Origin of the sequence: Streptomyces sp. NPDC005393 (assembly GCF_040606675.1) — a bacterium.
Lineage (GTDB): Bacteria > Actinomycetota > Actinomycetes > Streptomycetales > Streptomycetaceae > Streptomyces.
Genome location: NZ_JBEXFG010000035.1, coordinates 45124 through 64924, shown reverse-complemented (window position 1 = coordinate 64924; position 19801 = coordinate 45124). Strand labels below are relative to the sequence as shown.

The 19801-nt window shown below is 70.8% G+C and carries 21 protein-coding genes; 13 read left to right on the top strand and 8 right to left on the bottom strand.

Features of this window, described 5'->3' with window-relative positions; genetic code table 11:
• Nucleotide 1: 1 nt before the first annotated feature.
• The 4 genes from ABZS71_RS25520 to uppS all read left to right on the top strand — a co-directional run bounded on the left by ABZS71_RS25520 (nucleotide 2) and on the right by uppS (nucleotide 2825).
• Entirely contained in the window at nucleotides 2-241 is a 240-nt protein-coding gene (locus ABZS71_RS25520; protein ID WP_356213849.1) for a DUF397 domain-containing protein, read from the top strand.
• A gap of 128 nt (nucleotides 242-369) precedes the next feature.
• On the top strand, nucleotides 370-990 hold the full coding sequence (locus ABZS71_RS25515) for a hypothetical protein (RefSeq protein WP_355842419.1): 621 nt from the start codon (nucleotides 370-372) through the stop codon (nucleotides 988-990).
• 65 nt (nucleotides 991-1055) lie between these two features.
• Nucleotides 1056-1868 carry an SAM-dependent methyltransferase gene (locus ABZS71_RS25510; protein WP_356213847.1) on the top strand — a complete coding sequence of 271 codons (813 nt, stop codon included), beginning with the start codon at nucleotides 1056-1058 and terminating at the stop codon, nucleotides 1866-1868.
• Between the two features lie 132 nt (nucleotides 1869-2000).
• Nucleotides 2001-2825, top strand: coding sequence for a polyprenyl diphosphate synthase (uppS, locus tag ABZS71_RS25505; protein WP_355842413.1), 825 nt, complete (start codon nucleotides 2001-2003; stop codon nucleotides 2823-2825).
• Between the two features lie 27 nt (nucleotides 2826-2852).
• Here the strand turns inward: uppS and ABZS71_RS25500 are convergent, their stop codons facing one another.
• Nucleotides 2853-4082 (bottom strand): acyl-CoA dehydrogenase family protein, encoded by a 1230-nt coding sequence (locus tag ABZS71_RS25500; protein ID WP_356213845.1) that lies wholly within the window; start codon nucleotides 4080-4082, stop codon nucleotides 2853-2855.
• Between the two features lie 165 nt (nucleotides 4083-4247).
• Here ABZS71_RS25500 and ABZS71_RS25495 point away from each other — a divergent pair, with 165 nt between their 5' ends.
• Nucleotides 4248-4907 (top strand): TetR family transcriptional regulator, encoded by a 660-nt coding sequence (locus tag ABZS71_RS25495; protein ID WP_355842407.1) that lies wholly within the window; start codon nucleotides 4248-4250, stop codon nucleotides 4905-4907.
• A gap of 3 nt (nucleotides 4908-4910) precedes the next feature.
• On the opposite strand, the gene def is transcribed toward ABZS71_RS25495, so the two are convergent.
• Nucleotides 4911-5471: a peptide deformylase gene (gene def / locus ABZS71_RS25490; RefSeq protein WP_356213843.1), complete on the bottom strand. Its 561-nt coding sequence runs from the start codon at nucleotides 5469-5471 to the stop codon at nucleotides 4911-4913.
• A 185-nt stretch (nucleotides 5472-5656) separates the two neighbouring features.
• Here def and ABZS71_RS25485 point away from each other — a divergent pair, with 185 nt between their 5' ends.
• From ABZS71_RS25485 to ABZS71_RS25460, 6 genes are all read left to right on the top strand, one after another.
• The gene (locus tag ABZS71_RS25485) at nucleotides 5657-6895 is read left to right on the top strand and encodes a MurT ligase domain-containing protein (RefSeq protein ID WP_355842401.1); all 1239 of its coding nucleotides are present in this window, start codon (nucleotides 5657-5659) and stop codon (nucleotides 6893-6895) included.
• A 22-nt stretch (nucleotides 6896-6917) separates the two neighbouring features.
• Entirely contained in the window at nucleotides 6918-7655 is a 738-nt protein-coding gene (locus tag ABZS71_RS25480; RefSeq protein ID WP_356213841.1) for a glutamine amidotransferase, read from the top strand.
• A gap of 178 nt (nucleotides 7656-7833) precedes the next feature.
• Nucleotides 7834-8859: a 6-phosphofructokinase gene (locus ABZS71_RS25475; protein ID WP_355842395.1), complete on the top strand. Its 1026-nt coding sequence runs from the start codon at nucleotides 7834-7836 to the stop codon at nucleotides 8857-8859.
• Nucleotides 8860-8920: 61 nt separating this feature from the next.
• Nucleotides 8921-9871, top strand: a complete 951-nt coding sequence (locus tag ABZS71_RS25470; RefSeq protein WP_356213839.1) for a cytochrome c oxidase assembly protein — start codon at nucleotides 8921-8923, stop codon at nucleotides 9869-9871.
• A gap of 102 nt (nucleotides 9872-9973) precedes the next feature.
• A complete protein-coding gene (locus tag ABZS71_RS25465; RefSeq protein ID WP_356213837.1) occupies nucleotides 9974-10129 on the top strand; it encodes a hypothetical protein in 156 nt (51 codons plus the stop codon).
• Between the two features lie 99 nt (nucleotides 10130-10228).
• A complete protein-coding gene (locus tag ABZS71_RS25460; RefSeq protein WP_356213835.1) occupies nucleotides 10229-11332 on the top strand; it encodes a terpene synthase family protein in 1104 nt (367 codons plus the stop codon).
• A 25-nt stretch (nucleotides 11333-11357) separates the two neighbouring features.
• Here ABZS71_RS25460 and ABZS71_RS25455 read toward each other — a convergent pair whose 3' ends face one another.
• From ABZS71_RS25455 to ABZS71_RS25435, 5 genes are all read right to left on the bottom strand, one after another.
• Nucleotides 11358-12752, bottom strand: coding sequence for a cytochrome P450 (locus tag ABZS71_RS25455; RefSeq protein ID WP_356213881.1), 1395 nt, complete (start codon nucleotides 12750-12752; stop codon nucleotides 11358-11360).
• 77 nt (nucleotides 12753-12829) lie between these two features.
• Entirely contained in the window at nucleotides 12830-13453 is a 624-nt protein-coding gene (locus tag ABZS71_RS25450; protein ID WP_355842383.1) for an ATP/GTP-binding protein, read from the bottom strand.
• Nucleotides 13434-13781 (bottom strand): DUF742 domain-containing protein, encoded by a 348-nt coding sequence (locus ABZS71_RS25445; protein ID WP_355842380.1) that lies wholly within the window; start codon nucleotides 13779-13781, stop codon nucleotides 13434-13436. The genes ABZS71_RS25450 and ABZS71_RS25445 overlap by 20 nt, the downstream gene beginning before the upstream one ends.
• Nucleotides 13778-14197: a roadblock/LC7 domain-containing protein gene (locus ABZS71_RS25440; RefSeq protein WP_355842376.1), complete on the bottom strand. Its 420-nt coding sequence runs from the start codon at nucleotides 14195-14197 to the stop codon at nucleotides 13778-13780. Before ABZS71_RS25440 ends, ABZS71_RS25445 begins: the two co-directional genes overlap by 4 nt.
• The gene (locus ABZS71_RS25435; RefSeq protein ID WP_355842373.1) at nucleotides 14190-15653 is read right to left on the bottom strand and encodes an ATP-binding protein; all 1464 of its coding nucleotides are present in this window, start codon (nucleotides 15651-15653) and stop codon (nucleotides 14190-14192) included. The genes ABZS71_RS25440 and ABZS71_RS25435 overlap by 8 nt, the downstream gene beginning before the upstream one ends.
• A 395-nt stretch (nucleotides 15654-16048) precedes the next feature.
• Here ABZS71_RS25435 and ABZS71_RS25430 point away from each other — a divergent pair, with 395 nt between their 5' ends.
• Together ABZS71_RS25430 and ABZS71_RS25425 are read left to right on the top strand one after the other, a co-directional pair.
• The gene (locus ABZS71_RS25430; protein WP_355842759.1) at nucleotides 16049-16750 is read left to right on the top strand and encodes a lysophospholipid acyltransferase family protein; all 702 of its coding nucleotides are present in this window, start codon (nucleotides 16049-16051) and stop codon (nucleotides 16748-16750) included.
• A gap of 79 nt (nucleotides 16751-16829) precedes the next feature.
• Nucleotides 16830-17891, top strand: a complete 1062-nt coding sequence (locus ABZS71_RS25425) for an NAD(P)-dependent oxidoreductase (protein ID WP_356213833.1) — start codon at nucleotides 16830-16832, stop codon at nucleotides 17889-17891.
• Nucleotides 17892-18065: 174 nt separating this feature from the next.
• On the opposite strand, the gene ABZS71_RS25420 is transcribed toward ABZS71_RS25425, so the two are convergent.
• On the bottom strand, nucleotides 18066-19730 hold the full coding sequence (locus tag ABZS71_RS25420) for an alpha/beta hydrolase (protein WP_356213831.1): 1665 nt from the start codon (nucleotides 19728-19730) through the stop codon (nucleotides 18066-18068).
• Nucleotides 19731-19801 lie beyond the last annotated feature (71 nt).

Here is a 19801-nt window from a genome sequence, read left to right as displayed (position 1 = left end):
GATGACGAACCCTGTCTACAGCGGAATGCCGGCCACGGACCTGGGCACGGAGGGCTGGGAGAAGCCCTGGAGCGGATCCAACGGAGGCACCTGTATCGAGGCCAAGCGGCTGCCGGACGGCCGGGTCGCGCTGCGCCAGTCCACCGACCCGGCCGGGCCCGCCCTCATCTGCTCCCGCTCGGAGGTGGCGTCCTTCCTGGCGGCCGCCAAGGCCGGCGAGGCCGACTTCCTCATCGAGTAGATCCGGAAACCACTACGCCCGCACAACCGCACAACCCCGCATCGCACTCCCACCCCCGCCGCCCCGCCACGCACACTGAGGACGCCGTGGCGGGCGGCGGTGTCGTCCCCCGATGAGTGAGGGGACGCATGGGACGACAGGATGCCGGGATGAACCTTGACCATGCGGTCGCACAGCGCCGCACGCTGATCGTCGAGGGCTGCGACGGTGTCCGCCGGGAGGAGCTGCTGACCGGGCTCGCGGACCGGCACGGATACACCGTCACCCGCGCCTCCGCGGACCTTCCCCATGTGGACCCGGTCCGGCCCTACCGCGAGATCCTGCAGCACAGCGGGGTGCTCGCGGTCGATGCCGGGCTGGTCGGCGAGCTCGTCTACGGGCCGCTGCGCCGCGGCCACTCCCGGGTGAGCTGGATCCAGGCCTATGACTTCGCCGAGGCGGTGGCCGAGCGCGACGGCGCCTTCGTCCATGTGACGGCGCCGGTGACGGTCCTGGAGGACCGGCTGGCCGCGCGCGGCGCCTCGGCCGCGGACCTCGCGGAGATCGGCGCCGCCGTCACCGGGTACGACCACGCCTTCTCCACCCTCGCCCAGCACGCCCCGGTGCTCACCGTCGACGACGAGCCGCTGACCGGCCCCGGACCGGATCCGCGCCCCGGCGAGGCGGACCCCGCGCCCCCCGTGGCCTCCTACGCGCGGCGCCTGCCACGCGTCCGCTCGCCCGTTCCGTGTCGAGCACCGCATCTCTGAACTCCTTTGTACCAGCGCTACGTTGCTATTTCTTACCGCAGACGTCACGGCAGGAGACCCTCCAGATGACAGACGGCTCGACCACCCCCGGCCAGAAGGCCCTGACGAAGATCGACACGGCCGTGCCGCATTCGGCCCGGATCTGGAACTACTGGATGGGCGGCAAGGACAACTACGAGGTCGACCGGATCGCCGGTGACCAGTACCGGGAGATCGCCCCGAACATCGAGGTCATGGCCCGCGCCTCGCGCGCGTACCTCATCCGCACCGTCACCCATGTGGCGGGCGAATGCGGGATCCGTCAGTTCCTGGACGTCGGCACCGGCCTGCCCACCTACGACAACACGCACCAGGTCGCCCAGCGGGTGGCGTCCGAGGCCCGGATCGTCTACGTCGACAACGACCCCCTGGTGCTGCGGCACGCCCAGGCGCTGCTCACCAGCACGCCCGAGGGCGTGACCGACTACATCGACGCCGATCTGCACGAGCCCGAGCGGATCCTGGAGGCCGCGGCGAAGACGCTGGACTTTGACCGGCCCGTCGCCCTGATGCTGATGGGCATCCTCGGTCATATCCAGGACTATGACGAGGCGGTGTCGATCGTCCGGCGGCTGCAGGCCGCGCTGCCCTCCGGCAGCTACTTCGTGCACTACGACAGCACCGATACCGACCAGGCGCTCAAGAAGGCCCAGCAGGACTACGACGACACCGGCGCCATCCCGTATGTGCTGCGCAGCGTCGAGCAGATCACGCGCTTCTACGACGGCCTGGAGCTGATCGAGCCCGGCATCGTGTCCTGTCCGCTGTGGCGGCCCGGTCCCACCGAGACCGCCATCGAGACGACGGACGTCCACGGGGGCGTGGCGCGTAAGCCCTGACCTGGGCCGACCTCGGTTGGCGGTAGCCATTACGAATGGTTCGGCCCCCGCAGAGGTAACCCCCGCCCCTGCCGTATCGTCAGACACGGCGTCGGGAAGCCGAGGACGAGGGCGAGGCGGAGGGACGCGCACGTGTTCGAGGTCAGAGCCTGGAGAGTCCCCTCCGTCAAGCGGCTGCTGCGGGGGATGCCGGGGCCCGCCGAGCCGCCCGCGGTCGTACGGCAGCGCCGCGGGCCGGGGCAGGATCCACCCTCCCGGCCGCGCCATGTGGCGATCATCATGGACGGGAATGGCCGCTGGGCCGCCCAGCGCGGGCTCTCCCGCACCCGGGGCCATGAGGCCGGGGTGCGCGCGCTCCCCCGGGTGGTGGACACGGCGCTGGAGGAGGGCATCGAGCATCTGTCGCTGTTCTTCTTCTCCACCGAGAACTGGAACCGGCCCCGCGGTGAGGTGGCCGCCCTGATGCGGCTCACCGCCCAGCTGGCGGATGTCTTCCGCGGCTACGGCGCACAGGGCGTACGGCTGCGCTGGCTCGGCTCGGAGGCCCGGCTCCCCCGCCCGACCCTCGCCGCCCTGCGGCGGGCCGAGGCCGAGACGCTCGACAATCGCGCCATGACGCTGGCCTTCTGCTTCAACCACGGCGGCCGCGAGGAGATCGCCCGCACCGCGATCTCGCTGGCCCGCGCGTCGGCGGACGGGGCGCTGGACCCCGGGCTCATCGACGAGGCGCTGTTCACCCGCCATCTGCCGCATGCGGATCTGCCGGACATCGACATGCTGGTGCGGACGTCCGGGGAACAGCGGATCTCCAACTTCATGCTGTGGCGGGCGGCCTATGCGGAGCTCTTCTTCGTGGACACGCTGTGGCCCGACTTCACCGGCGACGACCTGCGCACCCTGCTGACCGCCTTCGCCACCCGCAAACGCCGCTTCGGCGCCGGCGTCGGCGGCCTCTGAGCTCCCGAACCCCCGGGCCGCGAGCCGCTAGCGGATCTGCACGCCGGAGAGGGTGCGGGCGATGACCAGGCGCTGGATCTCGCTCGTGCCCTCGAAGATCGTGTAGATCGCGGCGTCGCGGTGCATGCGCTCGACCGGGTACTCGCGGGTGAAGCCGTTGCCGCCGAGGATCTGGACCGCCTGGGCCGTGACCTTCTTGGCGGTCTCGCTGGCGAACAGCTTGGACATGGAGCCCTCGGCCGAGTCGAAGGGCTTGCCGTTCACGGCCATCCACGACGCGCGCCACACCAGCAGGCGCGCGGCGTCGATCTGGGTGCGCATGTCGGTCAGCTGGAAGGCGATCCCCTGGTTGTCGATGATGGGGCGGCCGAACTGCTGCCGGGTCTTGGCGTAGTCGAGCGCGACCTCGTACGCGGCGCGGGCGGTGCCGACCGCCATGGCGCCGACGGCCGGGCGGGACGCCTCGAAGGTGGCCATCGCGGCGTTCTTCAGTCGCTCCCCGCCGCCCGCCTTGGCCTTCTCACGGGCACGCGCGAGGCGTTCGTCCAGCTTCTCCTTGCCGCCGAGCAGACAGCCGGCGGGCACCCGCACGTTGTCGAGGACCACCTCGGCGGTGTGCGAGGCGCGGATGCCGTGCTTCTTGAACTTCTGGCCCTGGGACAGGCCGGGGGTGTTCGGCGGGATGATGAAGGACGCATGGCCCTTGGAGCCGAGTTCGGGGTCGACGACCGCGACCACGACATGGATGTTGGCGATGCCGCCGTTGGTGGCCCAGGTCTTGGTGCCGTTGATGACCCATTCGTCCTTGGCCGCGTCGTAGACGGCGCGGGTGCGCATCGCGGAGACGTCGGAGCCCGCGTCGGGCTCGGAGGAGCAGAAGGCGGCGACCTTCACGTCGTTCGTGTCGCCGTACATCTGCGGGATCCAGGTGCCGATCTGCTCCTCGGTGCCGTTGGCGAGCACACCGACGGCGGCGAGGCCGGTGCCGACGATGGACAGCGCGATGCCCGCGTCGCCCCAGAAGAGCTCCTCCATGGTCATGGGGATGCCGAGGCCGGTCGGGTCGAAGTACTGCTGGGCGTAGAAGTCCAGGGAGTACAGGCCGATCTTGGCGGCCTCCTGGATAATCGGCCAGGGAGTCTCCTCGCGCTCGTCCCACTCGGCGGCGGCCGGGCGCATCACATCCGCGGCGAAGCCGTGGATCCAGTCATGCACCGCCTTCTGATCGTCGTTGAGTTCGAACGAGAACTCCGCCATGACCTGCCCCTCCACCTGATTGTTACCTGCGGTAACAAGAGTGTGTTACTCACGAGTAAGAAATGTCAACTCCCGCATCCGCCCGAACGCCCACCACCGCGCGGGTGTTACGTTGCGCAGACACATGGAGACGTATGCAGACGTCAGGGGGCGGGGAGCACCATCATGGAGACCGGGACCAGTCAGCGCGACGACCAGCGGCAGGCGGCCCAGCGGCGGCGCAAGGAGCTGCTGGAGGCCGCCGACCGAGTGGTGCTGCGCGACGGGCCCGAGGCCTCGATGAACGCCATCGCCGCCGAGGCGGGCATCACCAAGCCGATTCTCTACCGCCACTTCGGCGACAAGGGCGGGCTGTACCGCGCGCTCGCCACGCGCCACACCGACGCGCTGCTCGACTCACTGCGCGCCGCCCTCGACGCACCCGCCGCCGACCGGCGCGAACGCGTCGAGGCGACGCTGGACACGTATCTGACGGCGATCGAGGCGCGGCCCCAGGTGTACCGCTTCCTGATGCACCCTGCCGACCATGGCCAGCAGCAGGAGCCGGAGCACGGCTTCGAGGTCGGCCACCACTCGGCCCCGCTCCTGCGCCGGCTCGGCGAGGAGCTCGCCACGGTGATCGCCGAGCGGGTCGAGCTGGGGCCCGGCGGCGATGAGCTGGCCCGTGTCTGGGGCCATGGGATCGTCGGCATGATGCACGCGGCGGGCGACTGGTGGCTGCGGGAACGCCCCTGCTCACGCGGTCAGTTGGTGCACCATCTCACCGATCTGCTGTGGGGGCGGCTGGCGCTGGCGGACGACCGGGGCGGCGCCCCGGGCTTCTGAGCCTCAGGCGCTGTCCGGCGGATCCTCGCGGGCCCACGGCGCCCGGCGGACCGCCCGCAGCGCCCGGCGCCGCCGCAGCCCGGTGAGCCGGTCCGTGAACAGGCCGCCGTCCAGGTGGTCGCTCTCGTGCTGCAGACAGCGCGCGAAGAAGCCGGTGCCCTCCACCCGCACCGGCTCCCCGGTCACCGTCATGCCCTCGACCACCGCACGGTCGTAGCGCGGGGTGCCCGCCTCGATACCCGGCAGCGACAGACAGCCCTCCGGTCCGCGCACCGTCACCCCGTCGGCCTCGACCAGCCGGGGGTTGACCACATGCCCCAGATGCCGGTGGTCCTCGTCGTCCGGGCAGTCGTAGACCAAGACCCGCAGGGGCACACCGATCTGGTTGGCGGCGAGCCCCACCCCGTGCGCCGCGTACATCGTGGCGTACATGTCCTCGACCAGCCGGGCGAGCGCGGTGTCGAAGGCGGTGACCTCCTCGCACGGTGCGCCAAGGCCCGCATCGCCGAGCAGCCGTATCGGCCGCACCGCTCCCCGGCTGCCGGGGATCACGCCATTTCGCATGAGAGCCAAGCGTACGGGCACCCCGGGCGCGCGCTGTGCGGGTGACGGAATTCGGGACAGCGGCCGGATCTCGATAGGCTGATCCCCGACCGTGGCCTCCCGGCTGGCGATTCGGCGCGGAGGGGGCGTACCACCGGTGCCTCGGGGGGCAGAGCGGTGCCGGTATGCGAGGAGGATCTAGGACGATGGCAGGCAACTCGGAGCCGCTGTCGCCGCGGGCCAAACTGGCCGTGACGGCGGGCAAGGCCGCGGCGGCGGTATCGCGGGCCGCGGGCCGTGGCAGCGGATCGGTGATCGGCGGCAAGGTGGCCCTGCGGCTCGACCCCGATCTGCTGGGCAGGCTGGCGCAGCACTTGGATGTGATCCTGGTGTCGGCGACCAATGGCAAGACCACGACCACCCGGCTCATCGCCGAGGCGCTGGGGGCCGCGGGCCCGGTCGTCTCGAACGCGCTGGGCGCCAATATGCCGGCCGGTATCACCTCGGCCCTGGCCGGCGGTTCCGACGCCCGCTACGGCGTCATCGAGGTCGACGAGAAGTACCTCGCGGGTGTGGCCCGCGACACGGAGCCCAAGGCCATCGCGCTGCTCAACCTCTCGCGCGACCAGCTCGACCGTGCCGCCGAGACCCGGATGCTCGCCGAGAAGTGGCGCGAGGGCCTGTCCGGGACGAAGGCGGTCGTGATCGCGAACGCCGACGATCCGCTGATCGTCTGGGCCGCCTCCTCCAGCGCCAATGTGGTGTGGGTCGCCGCGGGGCAGGAGTGGAAGGACGACGCCTGGTCCTGCCCGTCCTGCGGCGGTGTGCTGCAGCGGCCGGGCGACGACTGGGTCTGCGCGGAGTGCGGCTTCCGCCGTCCGGTCCCCAGCTGGGCGCTGAACGGCGACTACGTCCTCGATCCGCACGGCGCGGCATGGCCGATCCACCTCCAGCTCCCCGGCCGTGCGAACAAGGCGAACGCGGCCACCTCGGCGGCCGTCGCGGCGACCTTCGGGGTGCCGCCGCAGGTCGCGCTGGAGCGGATGTACCAGGTCCAGGCGGTCGCCGGCCGGTATGACGTGGTCACCTTCCAGGAGCGCCAGATGCGGCTGCTGCTGGCGAAGAACCCGGCCGGATGGCTGGAGACCTTCTCCCTGATCGACCCGCCGCCCACCCCGGTGATCCTCTCGGTGAACGCGCGCGGGGCCGACGGCACCGACACCTCCTGGCTGTGGGACGTGGACTACACCCGGCTGGCCGGCCACCCGATCTGTTTGATCGGCGACCGCAAGCTGGACCTGGCGGTCCGTCTCGAGGTCGCCGGCCTGGAGTTCCGGGTCTGCGCGGACGTGGACGAGGCGGTGCGGATCGCACCCCCCGGCCGGATCGAGACGATCGCCAACTACACCGCGTTCCAGGACCTGCGCCGCCGCGTCGGCAACTGACCCCGTACGAGAGGTGCGAAAGATGCGTAGCACGAACCAGAACGGCCTGCGTCTGGTGTGGGTCTACCCCGACCTGCTGAGCACGTACGGCGACCAGGGCAACGCGCTGGTCGTGGAGCGCCGGGCGCGCCAGCGCGGACTGGACGTCTCCCGTCTCGACGTCCGCTCCGACCAGCAGATCCCCACCTCCGGGGACATTTACCTGATCGGCGGCGGCGAGGACCGCCCGCAGCGGCTCGCGGCCGAGCGGCTGCGGCGCGACGGCGGGCTCAACCGCGCGGTCGCCAACGGGGCGATCGTGTTCTCGGTGTGCGCGGGCTATCAGATCCTCGGCCATGAGTTCATCAACGACCTGGGACAGCGCGAGCCGGGTCTGGGGCTGCTGGACGTGGTCTCTACCCGTGGCGAGGGCGCGCGGTGCGTCGGGGACGTGCTGGCCGACATCGACGAGCGGCTGGGGCTCCCGCCGCTGACCGGCTTCGAGAACCACCAGGGCGTCACCCATCTGGGCCCGACCGCCCGCCCCTTCGCCCGGATCCGGTTCGGCAACGGCAACGGCACGGGCGACGGCTACGAGGGCGCGTACAACGACACCGTCTTCGGCACGTACATGCACGGCCCGGTGATGGCCCGCAACCCGCACATCGCCGATCTGCTGCTGAAGCTGGCGCTCGATGTGAACGCGCTGCCGCCGGTCGACGACCAGTGGTACGACGCGCTGCGCGACGAACGGATCGCGGCGGCGAGCCAGCCCGCCTGAGCCGCGCTCCAGGCCGCTGGACAGGGCCTGGAGCCGCGCTCGCGCGGTGGGTGCCCGTATGCCGGACACATGCTGGACGGCCGCGACCCCGCCACCCGGCCGCTTGTAGGGTGTCGGGGTCCAGCCGGACGACGCGGTCCGGCCGTCAGCCCCCATCGCAGACAGAGGTGTCCGTGCCATGCGCATTGGTGTGCTCACGTCCGGCGGCGACTGCCCCGGCCTGAACGCGGTCATCAGGTCAGTCGTCCACCGCGCCGTCGTCGATCACGGCGATGAGGTGATCGGCTTCCACGACGGGTGGAAGGGCCTGCTGGAGTGCGACTACCGCAAGCTGGACCTGGACGCGGTGGGCGGCATCCTCGCCCGCGGCGGCACCATCCTCGGCTCGACGCGGGTTCAGCCCGCCCATCTGCGCGACGGCGTGGAGCGGGCGAAGGGGCATGTGGCCGAGCTCGGCCTGGACGCGGTCATCCCGATCGGCGGGGAGGGCACGCTGAAGGCGGCGCGGCTGCTGTCGGACGCCGGGCTGCCGATCGTCGGGGTCCCGAAGACGATCGACAACGACATCGCCTCGACCGATGTGACCTTCGGCTTCGACACCGCCGTCGGGGTCGCCACCGAGGCCCTGGACCGGCTCAAGACGACCGCGGAGTCGCATCAGCGCGTGATGATCGTCGAGGTCATGGGGCGGCACACCGGCTGGATCGCGCTGCACTCGGGCATGGCCGCGGGCGCCCACGCCATCGTCGTACCGGAGCGCCCGTTCGACATCGACGAGCTGGCGAAGACCGTCGGGGCGCGGTTCGAGGCGGGTAAGAAGTTCGCGATCGTGGTCGCGGCGGAGGGCGCCAAGCCGCGCGAGGGCACGATGGAGTACGAGGCGGGCGGCACGGACGTCTACGGCCATGAGCGGTTCGCGGGCATCGCCCGCCAGCTCTCCGTCGAGCTGGAGCAGCGCCTGGGCAAGGAGGCGCGGCCGGTGATCCTGGGGCATGTCCAGCGCGGCGGCACGCCGACGGCGTACGACCGGGTGCTGGCCACCCGCTTCGGCTGGCACGCCGTCGAGGCGGCGCACCGCGGCGAGTTCGGCAAGATCACGGCGCTGCGCGGCACGGACATCGTCCTGGTGCCGCTCGCGGAGGCCGTCGAACACCTCAAGACGGTACCCGCCGAGCGGTACGCCGAGGCCGAGTGCGTGCTGTGATCTGACCGGTTCTACGCTGGTGCGAGCACATTTGGTGCGCACCGGAGGAACAGGAGCACTGATGGATCACGGCGGGCACGGCATGACCATGGATCTGCCGCCGTTCACCCTCGCGCGCGGGTTGGAGTTCGGCGGCGATCCGTTCTTTCTGGTCGGCTGTGTGCTGGCGCTCGCGCTGTACGGCTGGGGGGCGGCGCGGCTGTGGCGGCGCGGTGACTCCTGGCCGGTCGGACGCCCGATCTCCTTCGCGCTCGGCGTGCTGACCGTCGCGGTCGCGATGTGCACCGGGCTGAACGACTACGGCATGGTCATGTTCAGCGTCCATATGGTGCAGCACATGATCATCAGCATGGTCTCCCCGATCCTGCTGCTGCTGGGGGCGCCGGTCACACTGGCCCTGCGCGCCCTGCCGGCGGCCGGGCGTGGCCGCAAGGGGCCGCGGGAGCTGCTGGTCGCTCTGTTGCACAGCCGCTATATGCGGATCATCACCCACCCGGTGTTCACGATTCCGCTGTTCATCGCGAGCCTGTACGCGCTGTACTTCAGCCCGCTCTTCGACTTCCTGATGGAGAGCAAGACCGGGCATATCGCGATGATGATCCACTTCCTCGCGGTGGGTCTGGTCTTCTTCTGGCCGATCATGGGCGTGGACCCGGGTCCGCACCGGCCCGGCTATGTGATGCGGATGCTGGAGCTCTTCGCGGGTATGCCGTTCCACGCGTTCTTCGGGATCGCGCTGATGATGGCGTCCGAGCCCATGATCGGCACCTATGAGCATCCGCCCGCCTCGCTGGGCATCGACGCGCTCTCCGACCAGAACGCGGCGGGCGGCATCGCCTGGGCCTTCAGCGAGATCCCGTCGGTGATCGTCCTGATCGCGCTGGTCTACCAGTGGTACAAGTCCGAGCAGCGCCAGGCGCGGCGTACGGACCGCATCGCGGACCGGGACGGCGACCAGGAGCTCGCGGCGTACAACGCCTATCTCGCCTCGCTCCAGGGCCGCGGCCGCTAGACGCTAGCCGCGGGGGCCCGGGCCGCGAGACGATGGGCGCCGGGCCCGTGGGGGCCATGGTCCTGACGAAGGGGCGTCGGGGCCGCCGTGAGGAGGTCGGAGATGCCCGGATCCGCGAAGGCGATGACCGTGTGCACGGTGGGGGGCCTGATCCTGGTGACGGCCTACACCGTGGCCCTCGGAAGCAATGGCTGGCTCTGGTTCGGCTGGGTGGTGCTCGGCCTGCTGACCGTGGGGGTGCTGGCCGCCCGGGCCTGACGGGCACATCACACGGCTTTCGTCATCCGGATCTCGGTGGGGCCGCCCGGCGGTTCCGCTCATATCCACTCATAAGGCTCATAAGGGGAGGGATTTCTTATGCCCGCGCACGCCCGTACCGCACTGGAGATACCCCCGTTCTACTGCCCCGTCGCGCCGGCGTCCCGGCCGGACGCCGAGGAGCTGGACCGTCGCTCGGCCGACTGGTTCAGCCGTCTCGGCGCCTGCGGGAGCGAGGTCACCGCACGGCTGTCCGAGGGCGGGGTGGCGCTGGTGCCCGGACTCGCGATGCCGCAGGGGTCGGTCGATGTCGTCGAGATCGCCACGAACTTCGAGTATCTGGGCCACGGCTTCGACGAAGTCGCCTTCGAGACGGGCCGTTTCGGCCGGTCCCCGAAGGAGGCGGCGTCGCTGCTCGCTCTGATGACCCTCGTCATCGAGGTGCCCGAGGCGCCCGTGCCGGAGGACAACCCGTGGGCGATCGGCCTGCGCGATCTGCGCCGCGGGCTGGAACGCCATGCCACGCCCACCCAGATGGGCCGCTGGGTGGCCGCGTGGCGGCGGTACTTCTTCGGTCTGGGCTGGGAGACCCTCCACCGCAGCCAGGGGACGCTGCCTTCGCTCAATGAATTCGTGGCCATGCGGATGGCGGGAACCGTCGGCATGGAGATTCTCACCACCATGAGCGATATCGCGGAGGGCTATGAATTGCCCACGGCGGATCTGGAAAAGCCCGCGGTCCGGGCGCTCACCGAAATGAGCTGGCTGCTCGTCGCCCTCGACAACGACCTGTATTCCTATCACCGCGAATCCCTGTTGCAGGGCAATGGGCTCAACGCCGTCGATGTGATCGCCCACGAGGAGCGCTGCACGGCCGGGCAGGCGGTCACCCAGGTGGTGGCGATGCGGGACCGCGTGATGTGCCTGTTCCTGCGCCTCCACGATCAGGTCGCCAAGGAGGCGGGCTGGGAGCTGAACCAGTACGTGGCCGGCCTCGGCCGCTGGGTGCGCGCCCATCTGGACTGGGGGCTGGCGAGCCCCCGCTATCTGCGTCCGCTCGGCGCACAGAGCCCGCCGGAGACCTGGGCGCGGCTGCCCCGGGAGTATGCCGAGGAACCCGCCGACGCCGACCCGGCGCCCCTCCCCCTGCCCGCCATCGCCTGGTGGTGGAGTTGCGTGGACCCCGCGCCGGCCACCGGCTGAGGGCGGACCGCGCCCCGCCGCACCGCTACCCGTCCGACGGCCGACCCAGCAGCCGCCGCCACAGGGGTCCCCACCATCGGGCGCGCCGGGGCGGCGGCGCCACCGGTTCGGTGACGGGCGGCCGCGGGGGCGCGGGCGGCTCCTCCTCGGGCATCCAGCGCGCCCGGAACTCGGGCGAGAGCGGGGTGCCGGCAGTGTCCTCCATGATGTCGGGCTCGGGCCGGCGCGGCATGAACTCGGCGGGCAGCGCCACGAGATGGCGCGACACCCAGGAGGAGACCCAGTTCAGCTCGGACTCCGGAACGGCCAGTCGGAGGTCGGGCAGCCGCAGCAGCAGGGTGTCGATCCCGGTGTCGGTGATGGCCCGGCCGATGTCCTGGCCCGGGCACTCGTGCGGGCCGCCGCTGAAGGCCAGGTGCGAGCGGTTGCCGTACATGGGCGCGGCGATGTCGGGGCGGATGGCGGGGTCGACGTTTCCGGCGGCGAGGCCGAGCAGCAGCATGTCCCCGGCCTTGATCTGCTGGCCGCCCAGCTCGGTGTCCCCGGTCGCCCAGCGGCCGGGGACCACGGTGAGCGGCGGCTCGTTCCACAGCACATGCTCCACGGCGTCGGGCAGGGTCATATGGCCGCCCGCCAGGGAGGCGCGGAAGCGCGGATCGGTGAGGACCATGCGCAGCGTATTGGCCATCAAGTTGGTGGTGGTCTCGTTGCCGGTGAGCAGGACGAGCCGCAGATGCTGGACGACCTCGTCGTCCGTGAGGTCGGAGGGGTGGGTCAGCAGCCAGGACGCCAGGTCGTTCCCGGGGCGGGTGCGCTTGCGCTCCACGAGCTGCCGGATGGTCTCGGTGACGTATTCGTTGCTGCGGATGGCCGTCTCGGAGCCCTTGATGAGATCCCGGCTGGCCTCGACCAGCCGGGGGCCGTACTCGTCGGGCATCCCGAGCAGATGGGTGAGGACGAGCAGGGGCAGCTGCTGGGCGAACCGGCCGAGCAGCTCGGCCTCGCCGTCGGCGCAGAAGTCGTTGACCAGTTGGTGGGTGAGGCGGGTGATGTGACGGCGGATCCCCCGGCGGTCGAAGCGCGCCATGGACTCGGTGACCGCCGCGCGCAGCCGCTCGTGCTCATCGCCATCGGCGAAGACGCAGGTGGGCTGCCAGGCGATCACCGGCAGCAGCCGCGAGTCGTCGGCGACCCTGCCCTCCCGCCAGTCGCGCCACTGCCGCGAGTCGCGGGAGAAGCGGGACGGGGTGCGGGTCACCTCCAGGTTCTCCCGGTAGCCCAGCAGCAGCCAGGCCGGTACGTCACCGTCGAGCCGGACCGGGGCCACCGGGCCGTGCTCGGAGCGCAGCCTCTCGTACAGGCCCATCGGGTCCTTCGCGTTCTCGGGCCCGAAGAGGTCCGTCATGGCGCCCTCGGACATCAGGGCGTGGGCGGGGCACTGGACGGGCGGCACGGCCGCGCGCCCGGTGCCGGTGCCGAGGTGGTCGGAGGGAGGGGTCACGGTGTCTCCGGGGTCACGGTGGTGAGGGATTGCAGATAGCGCACGAGGGTCAGGAGGGTGTCGCGGCTGGAGCCGCGGTCGCGGGCATCGCAGTCGATCATGGGTACGGCGTCGGGCAGATCCAAGGCCGCGCGCAGCTCCGGGATCGGGTGGACGGGGGCCTCGGGGAACGCGTTGACCGCGACCACGAAGGGCACGCCCCGCTCCTCGAGCCGGCCGACCACATCGAAGCTGACCTCCAGCCGGCGGGTGTCGATCAGGACCACGGCGCCGAGGGCGCCCTCGAAGAGGCCGTTCCACAGGAACCAGAACCGCTCCTGCCCCGGGGTGCCGAACAGATAAAGCACCAGCCGCTCGTTGAGGCTGATCCGGCCGAAGTCCATCGCCACGGTGGTCTCGGTCTTGCGCTCCACCCCGGCGATGTCGTCGACACCGACCCCCGCCTGGGTCATCGTCTCCTCGGTGGTCAGCGGGCGGATCTCGCTTACCGAGCCGACCATGGTCGTCTTGCCGACCCCGAACCCTCCGACGATCACGATCTTGACGGCCGCGGCGGCGGACGCCGGAAGGGTGTCCTCGGTGCGCGGTCCGGTGATTCCTTCAGAGATTCTGTAGTCCATGCATCACCGCCTGCAGCAGTTCGGGGTCGGGCAGCGTTGCGGCGGGAACCGGCGCCCTGGCCTCCACCTGGTTGTCGTCGAGCAGACCCGCGAGGAGCACGGCGACGGTGGAGACGGGCAGCACCAGATAGGCGGAGATCTCGGCCACTGACAGCGGAAACTGGCACATCCTCAGCACGGCCGCCCGCTCGGGCTGTATGCCCGGGTCCGGCTCGACGCGCGCCACGATCAGGCTGACCAGTTCGACGGTCGTCCGCGCGCTGCCGCCGCCCACGATGTACAGGCGCTCGGGCCCGCCCTCGTCCCACTCCTTGTCCGGGCCGCTCATGTCACCTGTCCGTCGACGCGCGGCGGACTGCTCAGATGCTCCCCGAGCCGGGCTACCAGATCTCTCATGCACTGTCCCATCAGCCCGGCGTCCACGCTCTCCTCGGCGAGCACCGCCAGATACGAGCTGACACCGGCCGCCATCAGATAGAAGAAGCCGCCGCCGACCTCGATGACGACCAGCCGCATCCGCCCGTCGCCGTCGGGGAATTCGGCGGCGATCGCGGACGAGAGGCTCTGGAGCCCCGCGCAGGCGGCGGCCAGCCGGTCGGCGGTGTCCTTGTCGGTGCCGACCTGTGCCATGCACAGGCCGTCCGAGGAGAGCAGGACCACGTGGCGGGTCTGAGGCACGCTGGACGCCAGGTCCCGGAGCATCCAGTCCATGTTGAACCGCGCTTGCGTCACTTGCCTACTCATCCTTGTTCGACGGGTCCGAGGGGTCGGCCGTGGCCGAGGTGTCCGTGACGTCCGAGGTGCCGGTCGTGGCGGGGGTGCCGGTCGCGTCCGAGAGGTCACCGGAGATGCCCTTGTGGAACGCGGCCAGCCACATCCCCGGCTGCACGGGCGGGGCAGCCGGTGCCGGGGGCCGCTCGGGGTCGGGCGAGGGAGCGGAATCGACCCCGATGGGCGGGGTGACGACCGGCATCCTTCGACGGCGCTGCGGCAGCCCGGCGCCGTTCTGCCGAAACCCGGGCTGGCCCGGGGCGGCCCTGCCGGTGCGCGAGGGCATCGGCGTCGGCGTCGCCCGCTTGACGGGCTTGGGCGGCGGCAGCTTGGCGGCCCGGGCGATGGCGCCGCCGGGGGCGGGGGTGGTGCAGGTGATGTCCTGCGGTACAACGAGTACGGCGCGCACCCCGCCGTACGCCGAGGGCCGCAGCGAGATCTGGAACCGGTACTTCAGGGCGAGCCTGCCGACCACCGCGAGACCCAGCCGAGGCGTCTCCCCCAGGTCGTTGAGGTCGAGTCCGGTCGACGCCTGCGCCAGCACCAGCTCGGTGCGTCTGCGCGCTTCCTCCGACAGGCCGACCCCCGCGTCCTCGATCTCGATCGCGACCCCGGACTGGACCTCGATCGCGGTCAGATGCACCCGGGTCCTGGGCGGCGAGTAGCGGGTGGCGTTGTCCAGCAGCTCGGCCAGGGCATGGATCAGCGGCTCGACCGAGGGTCCGACGATGGCGACGTCCGCCACCGAGTGCAGATCCACCCGCTGGTACTCCAGGATCCGCGACATGGCGCCGCGCAACACATTGAACAGCGGCACCTCCTTCTGCCACTGGCGCCCCGGGCGGGATCCGCCCAGCACCGCGATGCTGTCCGCCAGCCGTCCGATCAGCGCGGTGCCGTGGTCCAGATGGAGAAGATCCCCGAAGACTTCGGGGTCGGCACCGTGCTTGTCCTCCAACTCCCGCAGGTCATGGGCCTGCTGGTGGACGATGGCCTGCACCCGGCGGGCGATGTTGACGAAGGCCCGCTGCGCGGCGTCCCTCAGCTCCTCCTCGGCCTGCACGGTCTCCAGCACCGAGCGCACCAGGGCCCGGTGTGCGGCCTCGAAGTCCGGGTCGAGGGCGGGTGAGTGGTCGAGCCCCTTCAGCACGTCTTCCACCATCGCGCCGCGCTGCAGCCGGGCCACCGCGGCGGGCAGCAGATCGCCGGCCAGCCGCCGGGTCTCCGCCTCCTGGTCCACCAGCCGCTGCCGGAGCGCGGCCTCCTGCGCGGCGAACCGCCCGCGCAGTGTGGTGATCAGCCGTCCCCTGCGCAGCGCCTCGGCCGCCGCCAGGGCCACCGCCAGCGTGGCCGCCGTTCCGCACCAGGCGACCGTGGCGCGCGCCCCGGCGGGGACCACGGTCACGGCGAGTGCCGCGCAGAATGCCATCGCGGCGGGAGGGATAACCCATACGAGCGTGGAGGCGGGCCGTCGGCCTCCGGGTGAGGCGCCAGCGAAAACCATTGGCTTCCTTAAAAGCAGGGAAGAGAAAATGAGTGCGAAAATGCGCACGAAGGCGAGGAGCTCGCTATGGGCCCTGGAGCATAGCGCTTTCATCGCGCCCCGAGCCGAATATGCTTTTTTCTTCCGCAGGGATCGGGGGGTGAATTCAAAGAGCGCGAAGAACCGATCAGATTCATTCACTTTCACCTGCACCCTGAACACCCACACCGTCAAAATGCGGTGCATCGGCGGCGATTACGGACATTGCGGCGCGGCTCATGACAGGCGCCCGAGAGTTGTAGAGTCTGTCGTTTGACCACGACGAGGTGGAGGCGGTCGCCGTGTTCTACCAGGTGCTCAAATATGTGCTGCTGGGGCCGTTACTGAGACTGATCTTCCGCCCCCGGGTCGAGGGCGTGGAGCACATCCCGGCCGAGGGCGCCGCGATCGTCGCCGGGAATCATCTGTCGTTCTCCGATCATTTTCTGATGCCGGCGATCGTGCCGCGCCGGATCACCTTCCTCGCGAAGGCGGAGTACTTCACCGGACGCGGACTCAAGGGGCGGCTGACCGCCGCCTTCTTCCGCGGCGCCGGTCAGATCCCGGTGGACCGTTCGGGCGGGAAGGCGTCCGAGGCGGCCCTGCGGTCGGGGCTCGCGGTGCTGCGCAAGGGCAGACTGCTGGGGATCTATCCGGAGGGCACCCGTTCGCACGACGGCCGGCTCTACAAGGGGCGGACGGGCGTGGCGGCGATGGCGCTCGAGGCGAAGGCACCGGTGATCCCGTGCGCGATGGTGGGCACCTTCGAGATCCAGCCCCCGGGGCGGCTGATCCCCCGGATCAAGCGCCCGACCATCCGCTTCGGCGAGCCGCTGGACTTCTCGCGGTACGCGGGGCTGGAGGGCGAGCACACCGTGCTGCGGGCCGTCACCGACGAGGTCATGTACGAGATCCTGCGGCTGTCCGGGCAGGAGTACGTCGACCGGTACGCACCGGACGTCAAGGCCGAGCAGGCCAGGCGCCCTCCCCGGGCGTTGCGCTGACGGCGAATCTGCTGGCGGCGAATCTGCTGACGGCCGAGGGACCTGGGCACCGCGGCCACCCGGCCCGTAGCGTCCCGTCATGACCACAGGCAGCGCATGCGTCATCGGGGCGACAGGACAGATCGGGCGGGCGGCGGTGCGGACGCTCGCCGCCGAGGGATGGAAGGTGCGGGCGCTCTCACGCGGCGGGGGCCGCGATGAGAGCTGGCCCGCGGAGGTGGTGAGCCTGGCCGTGGACCGGGACGACGACGCGGCGCTGGCCGCCGCGCTCGGGGACGGCTGCGACGTGGTGCTGGACTGCGTCGCGTACGGCCGCGCCCACGCCCGGCAGTTGCTGGGGCTCGCGGACCGGATCGGATCGGCGGTGGTGATCTCCAGCGGGGCGGTGTACGAGGACGACCAGGGCCGCGGCTTCGACACCCAGGGAGAGCCGGACGGCGCCCCGCGGTATCCGGTGCCGGTCCCCGAATCCCAGCGGACCGTCCCGCCCGGCGACAGCTACGGCACCCGGAAGATCGCGCTGGAGCGGGAGCTGCTGGCCGCCGGGGACCGGCTGCCGGCCACCCTGCTGCGCGCCGGGGCGATCCACGGCCCGCACTGCCGTACGCCGCGTGAGCTGTACTTCGTCAAGCGGGCGCTGGACGGGCGGCCGGTGCGGATCCTGGCGTACGGCGGCCGCAGCCGGTTCCATCCGGTCCATGTCGACAATATCGCCGAGCTGGTGCGGCTGGCCGCGCACCGGCCCGGGACACGGGTGCTCAACGCGGCCGATCCGCAGGCGCCCACGGTGGCCGACATCGCCGCCGCGGTGGACGCCGTGATGGGCACGCGCAGCGAACTGGTGCTGATCGACGGCGAGCCGCCGCATCCGCACGTCGGCGGCACTCCGTGGAGCCTCGCGCACCCGCTGGTCTACGACATGTCGGCGGCCGAGCGGGAGTTGGGCTACCGCCCGGTCATCGACTACGCCGCATCGCTGCCCACGACGGTGGAGTGGCTGGCCGGGCGGCTGGCGGACGGCCGGGACTGGCGCGCGGCGTTCCCGGAGATGGCCAGGGTGTACGACGCGAGGGTCGATCTGTTCGACTATGCGGCCGAGGACGAGTGGCTGCGGACGAGCGGTAAATCCGTCGCGCCGTGATCACCACGGCCCGTAGCCTCAAGGCGCTATGACGAAGGTACGGACATGAGCGCGCGGCTGCGCTCCATCGCCAAGGACACCGAACGGATCGTCGTTCCCCGAGTGACCGCCGGGCACGGCACCGGGCCCGCCCCGTCACGCACCGACGCGTGACGAGACGGGCCCGGCCGACCGTTACTTGATCGCCTCGGCGGCCTCGGCCACCAAGGCCTTCGCGGCCCTGGCGGCCAAGCCGGCCTTGGCCGGCACGGGCGTGGCGTGGGGGCCGCACGTCACGTCCTTGGCGTCCACCGTGCCCTTGAGCAGGTAGGCGTCCACCCGGTCGTTGATGCAGGGGTTGACCAGGCCGGTGACACCGTGCGAACCGGCGTCCTTCTCGGTGATCAGACGCGATCCCGCCAGCCGCTTGTGCAGTTCGACGGCGCCGTCGTACGGGGTCGCGGCGTCACGGGTGCTCTGCACGATGAGCGTCTTGGGCAGGCCCTTGGCGGCGCCCACCTCCAGCGGGGTGTGCTGCTTGGCGCCCCAGGTGGCGCACGGCAGGTTCATCCAGGCGTTGGACCAGGTCAGGAAGGGGTAGTCCTTGTTGAGCCGGGTGTTGTCCCGGTCCCACTTGGCCCAGCTGGTCGGCCACTTGGCGTCGGCGCACTCGACGGCGGTGTAGACGGCGTTGCCGTTCTCCGAGGAGATGTTGCCCGCGGTGTCGGACATATCCGGCCCGGCGGCCTCGACCAGCGCCTTCTCGTCACCGGCGAGGTAGTCGCTCCACACCTGGGCGACCGTGGCCCACGACGAGTCGTAGTACGGGGCGCTCTGGAAGAAGCCGAGCAGCTCGGCCGGGCCGACGACCCCGCCGATGGGGTTCTTCTTGGCGGTCGCGCGCAGCTTCTCCCACTGCTTCTGGACCTTCGCTGGGGTGTTGCCTATGTGGTAGGCGGCGTCGTTCTTGGCGACCCACGCCTTCCAGTCGCCCCAGCGCATCTCGAACGCGACGTCCTGGTCCAGGTTCGCCTGGTACCAGATCTTCTCCCGCGAGGGGTTGACCACGCTGTCCACGATCAGACGGCGCACATGGGTCGGAAAGAGCGTCGCGTAGACGCCGCCGATGTACGTTCCGTAGGACACTCCCAGGTAGTTGAGCTTCTTGTCACCGAGCGCCGCCCGGATGACGTCGATGTCACGGGCGGTGTTGGGCGTCGTCAGATACGGCAGCATCCAGCCGCTGCGCTCCTTGCACCCATCGGCGTACTCCTTGGCCAGCTTGCGCTGTACCCGCTTGTCGGCCTCGCTGTCGGGCACCGGGTCGAGCTTCGGCGCCTTGACGAACTCCTGCGGGTCCACGCAGGAGATGGCGGCGGAGCGGCCCACGCCGCGGGGGTCGAAGCCGACGAAGTCATACGCCTTCGAGGTCTTCGTCCACAGCGGGTTCTTGTTGGTGACCCGGGTCGGGAAGCGCATACCGGAGCCGCCGGGGCCACCCGGGTTGTAGATCAGCGAACCCTGGCGCTCGGAGGCGGTGCCGGTGTTGCCGATCCGGTCCAGCGCGAGCTTGATGGTGCGGCCGTTCGGCTTGGCGTAGTCGAGCGGCACGGTGACATAGCCGCACTGAATGGGCTTGGCCAGCCCCCAGTCGGCCGGGCAGTCCGCCCAGTCGATGCCCTTCTTCGCGGCCTTCTCGGCGGCGATCGCCACCCCGCGCGCTTCCTTGGCGCCACCCGGCGTCCGCTCCGAAGCGCCGGCCATGGGAGCAGCCAGCGCACCGGTTATCAGCGCTCCGGTGATCACACCACCGGCCACGCCGAAGAGTGCTGTGCGTCTCACGTAGTAATCCCCCTGCATTGGTGCGCCGCTTGTGGCGGCGCTGGCGTCACAGAGTGTCAGGGGGGATTCTTGTGTCTACCCTACCGCCG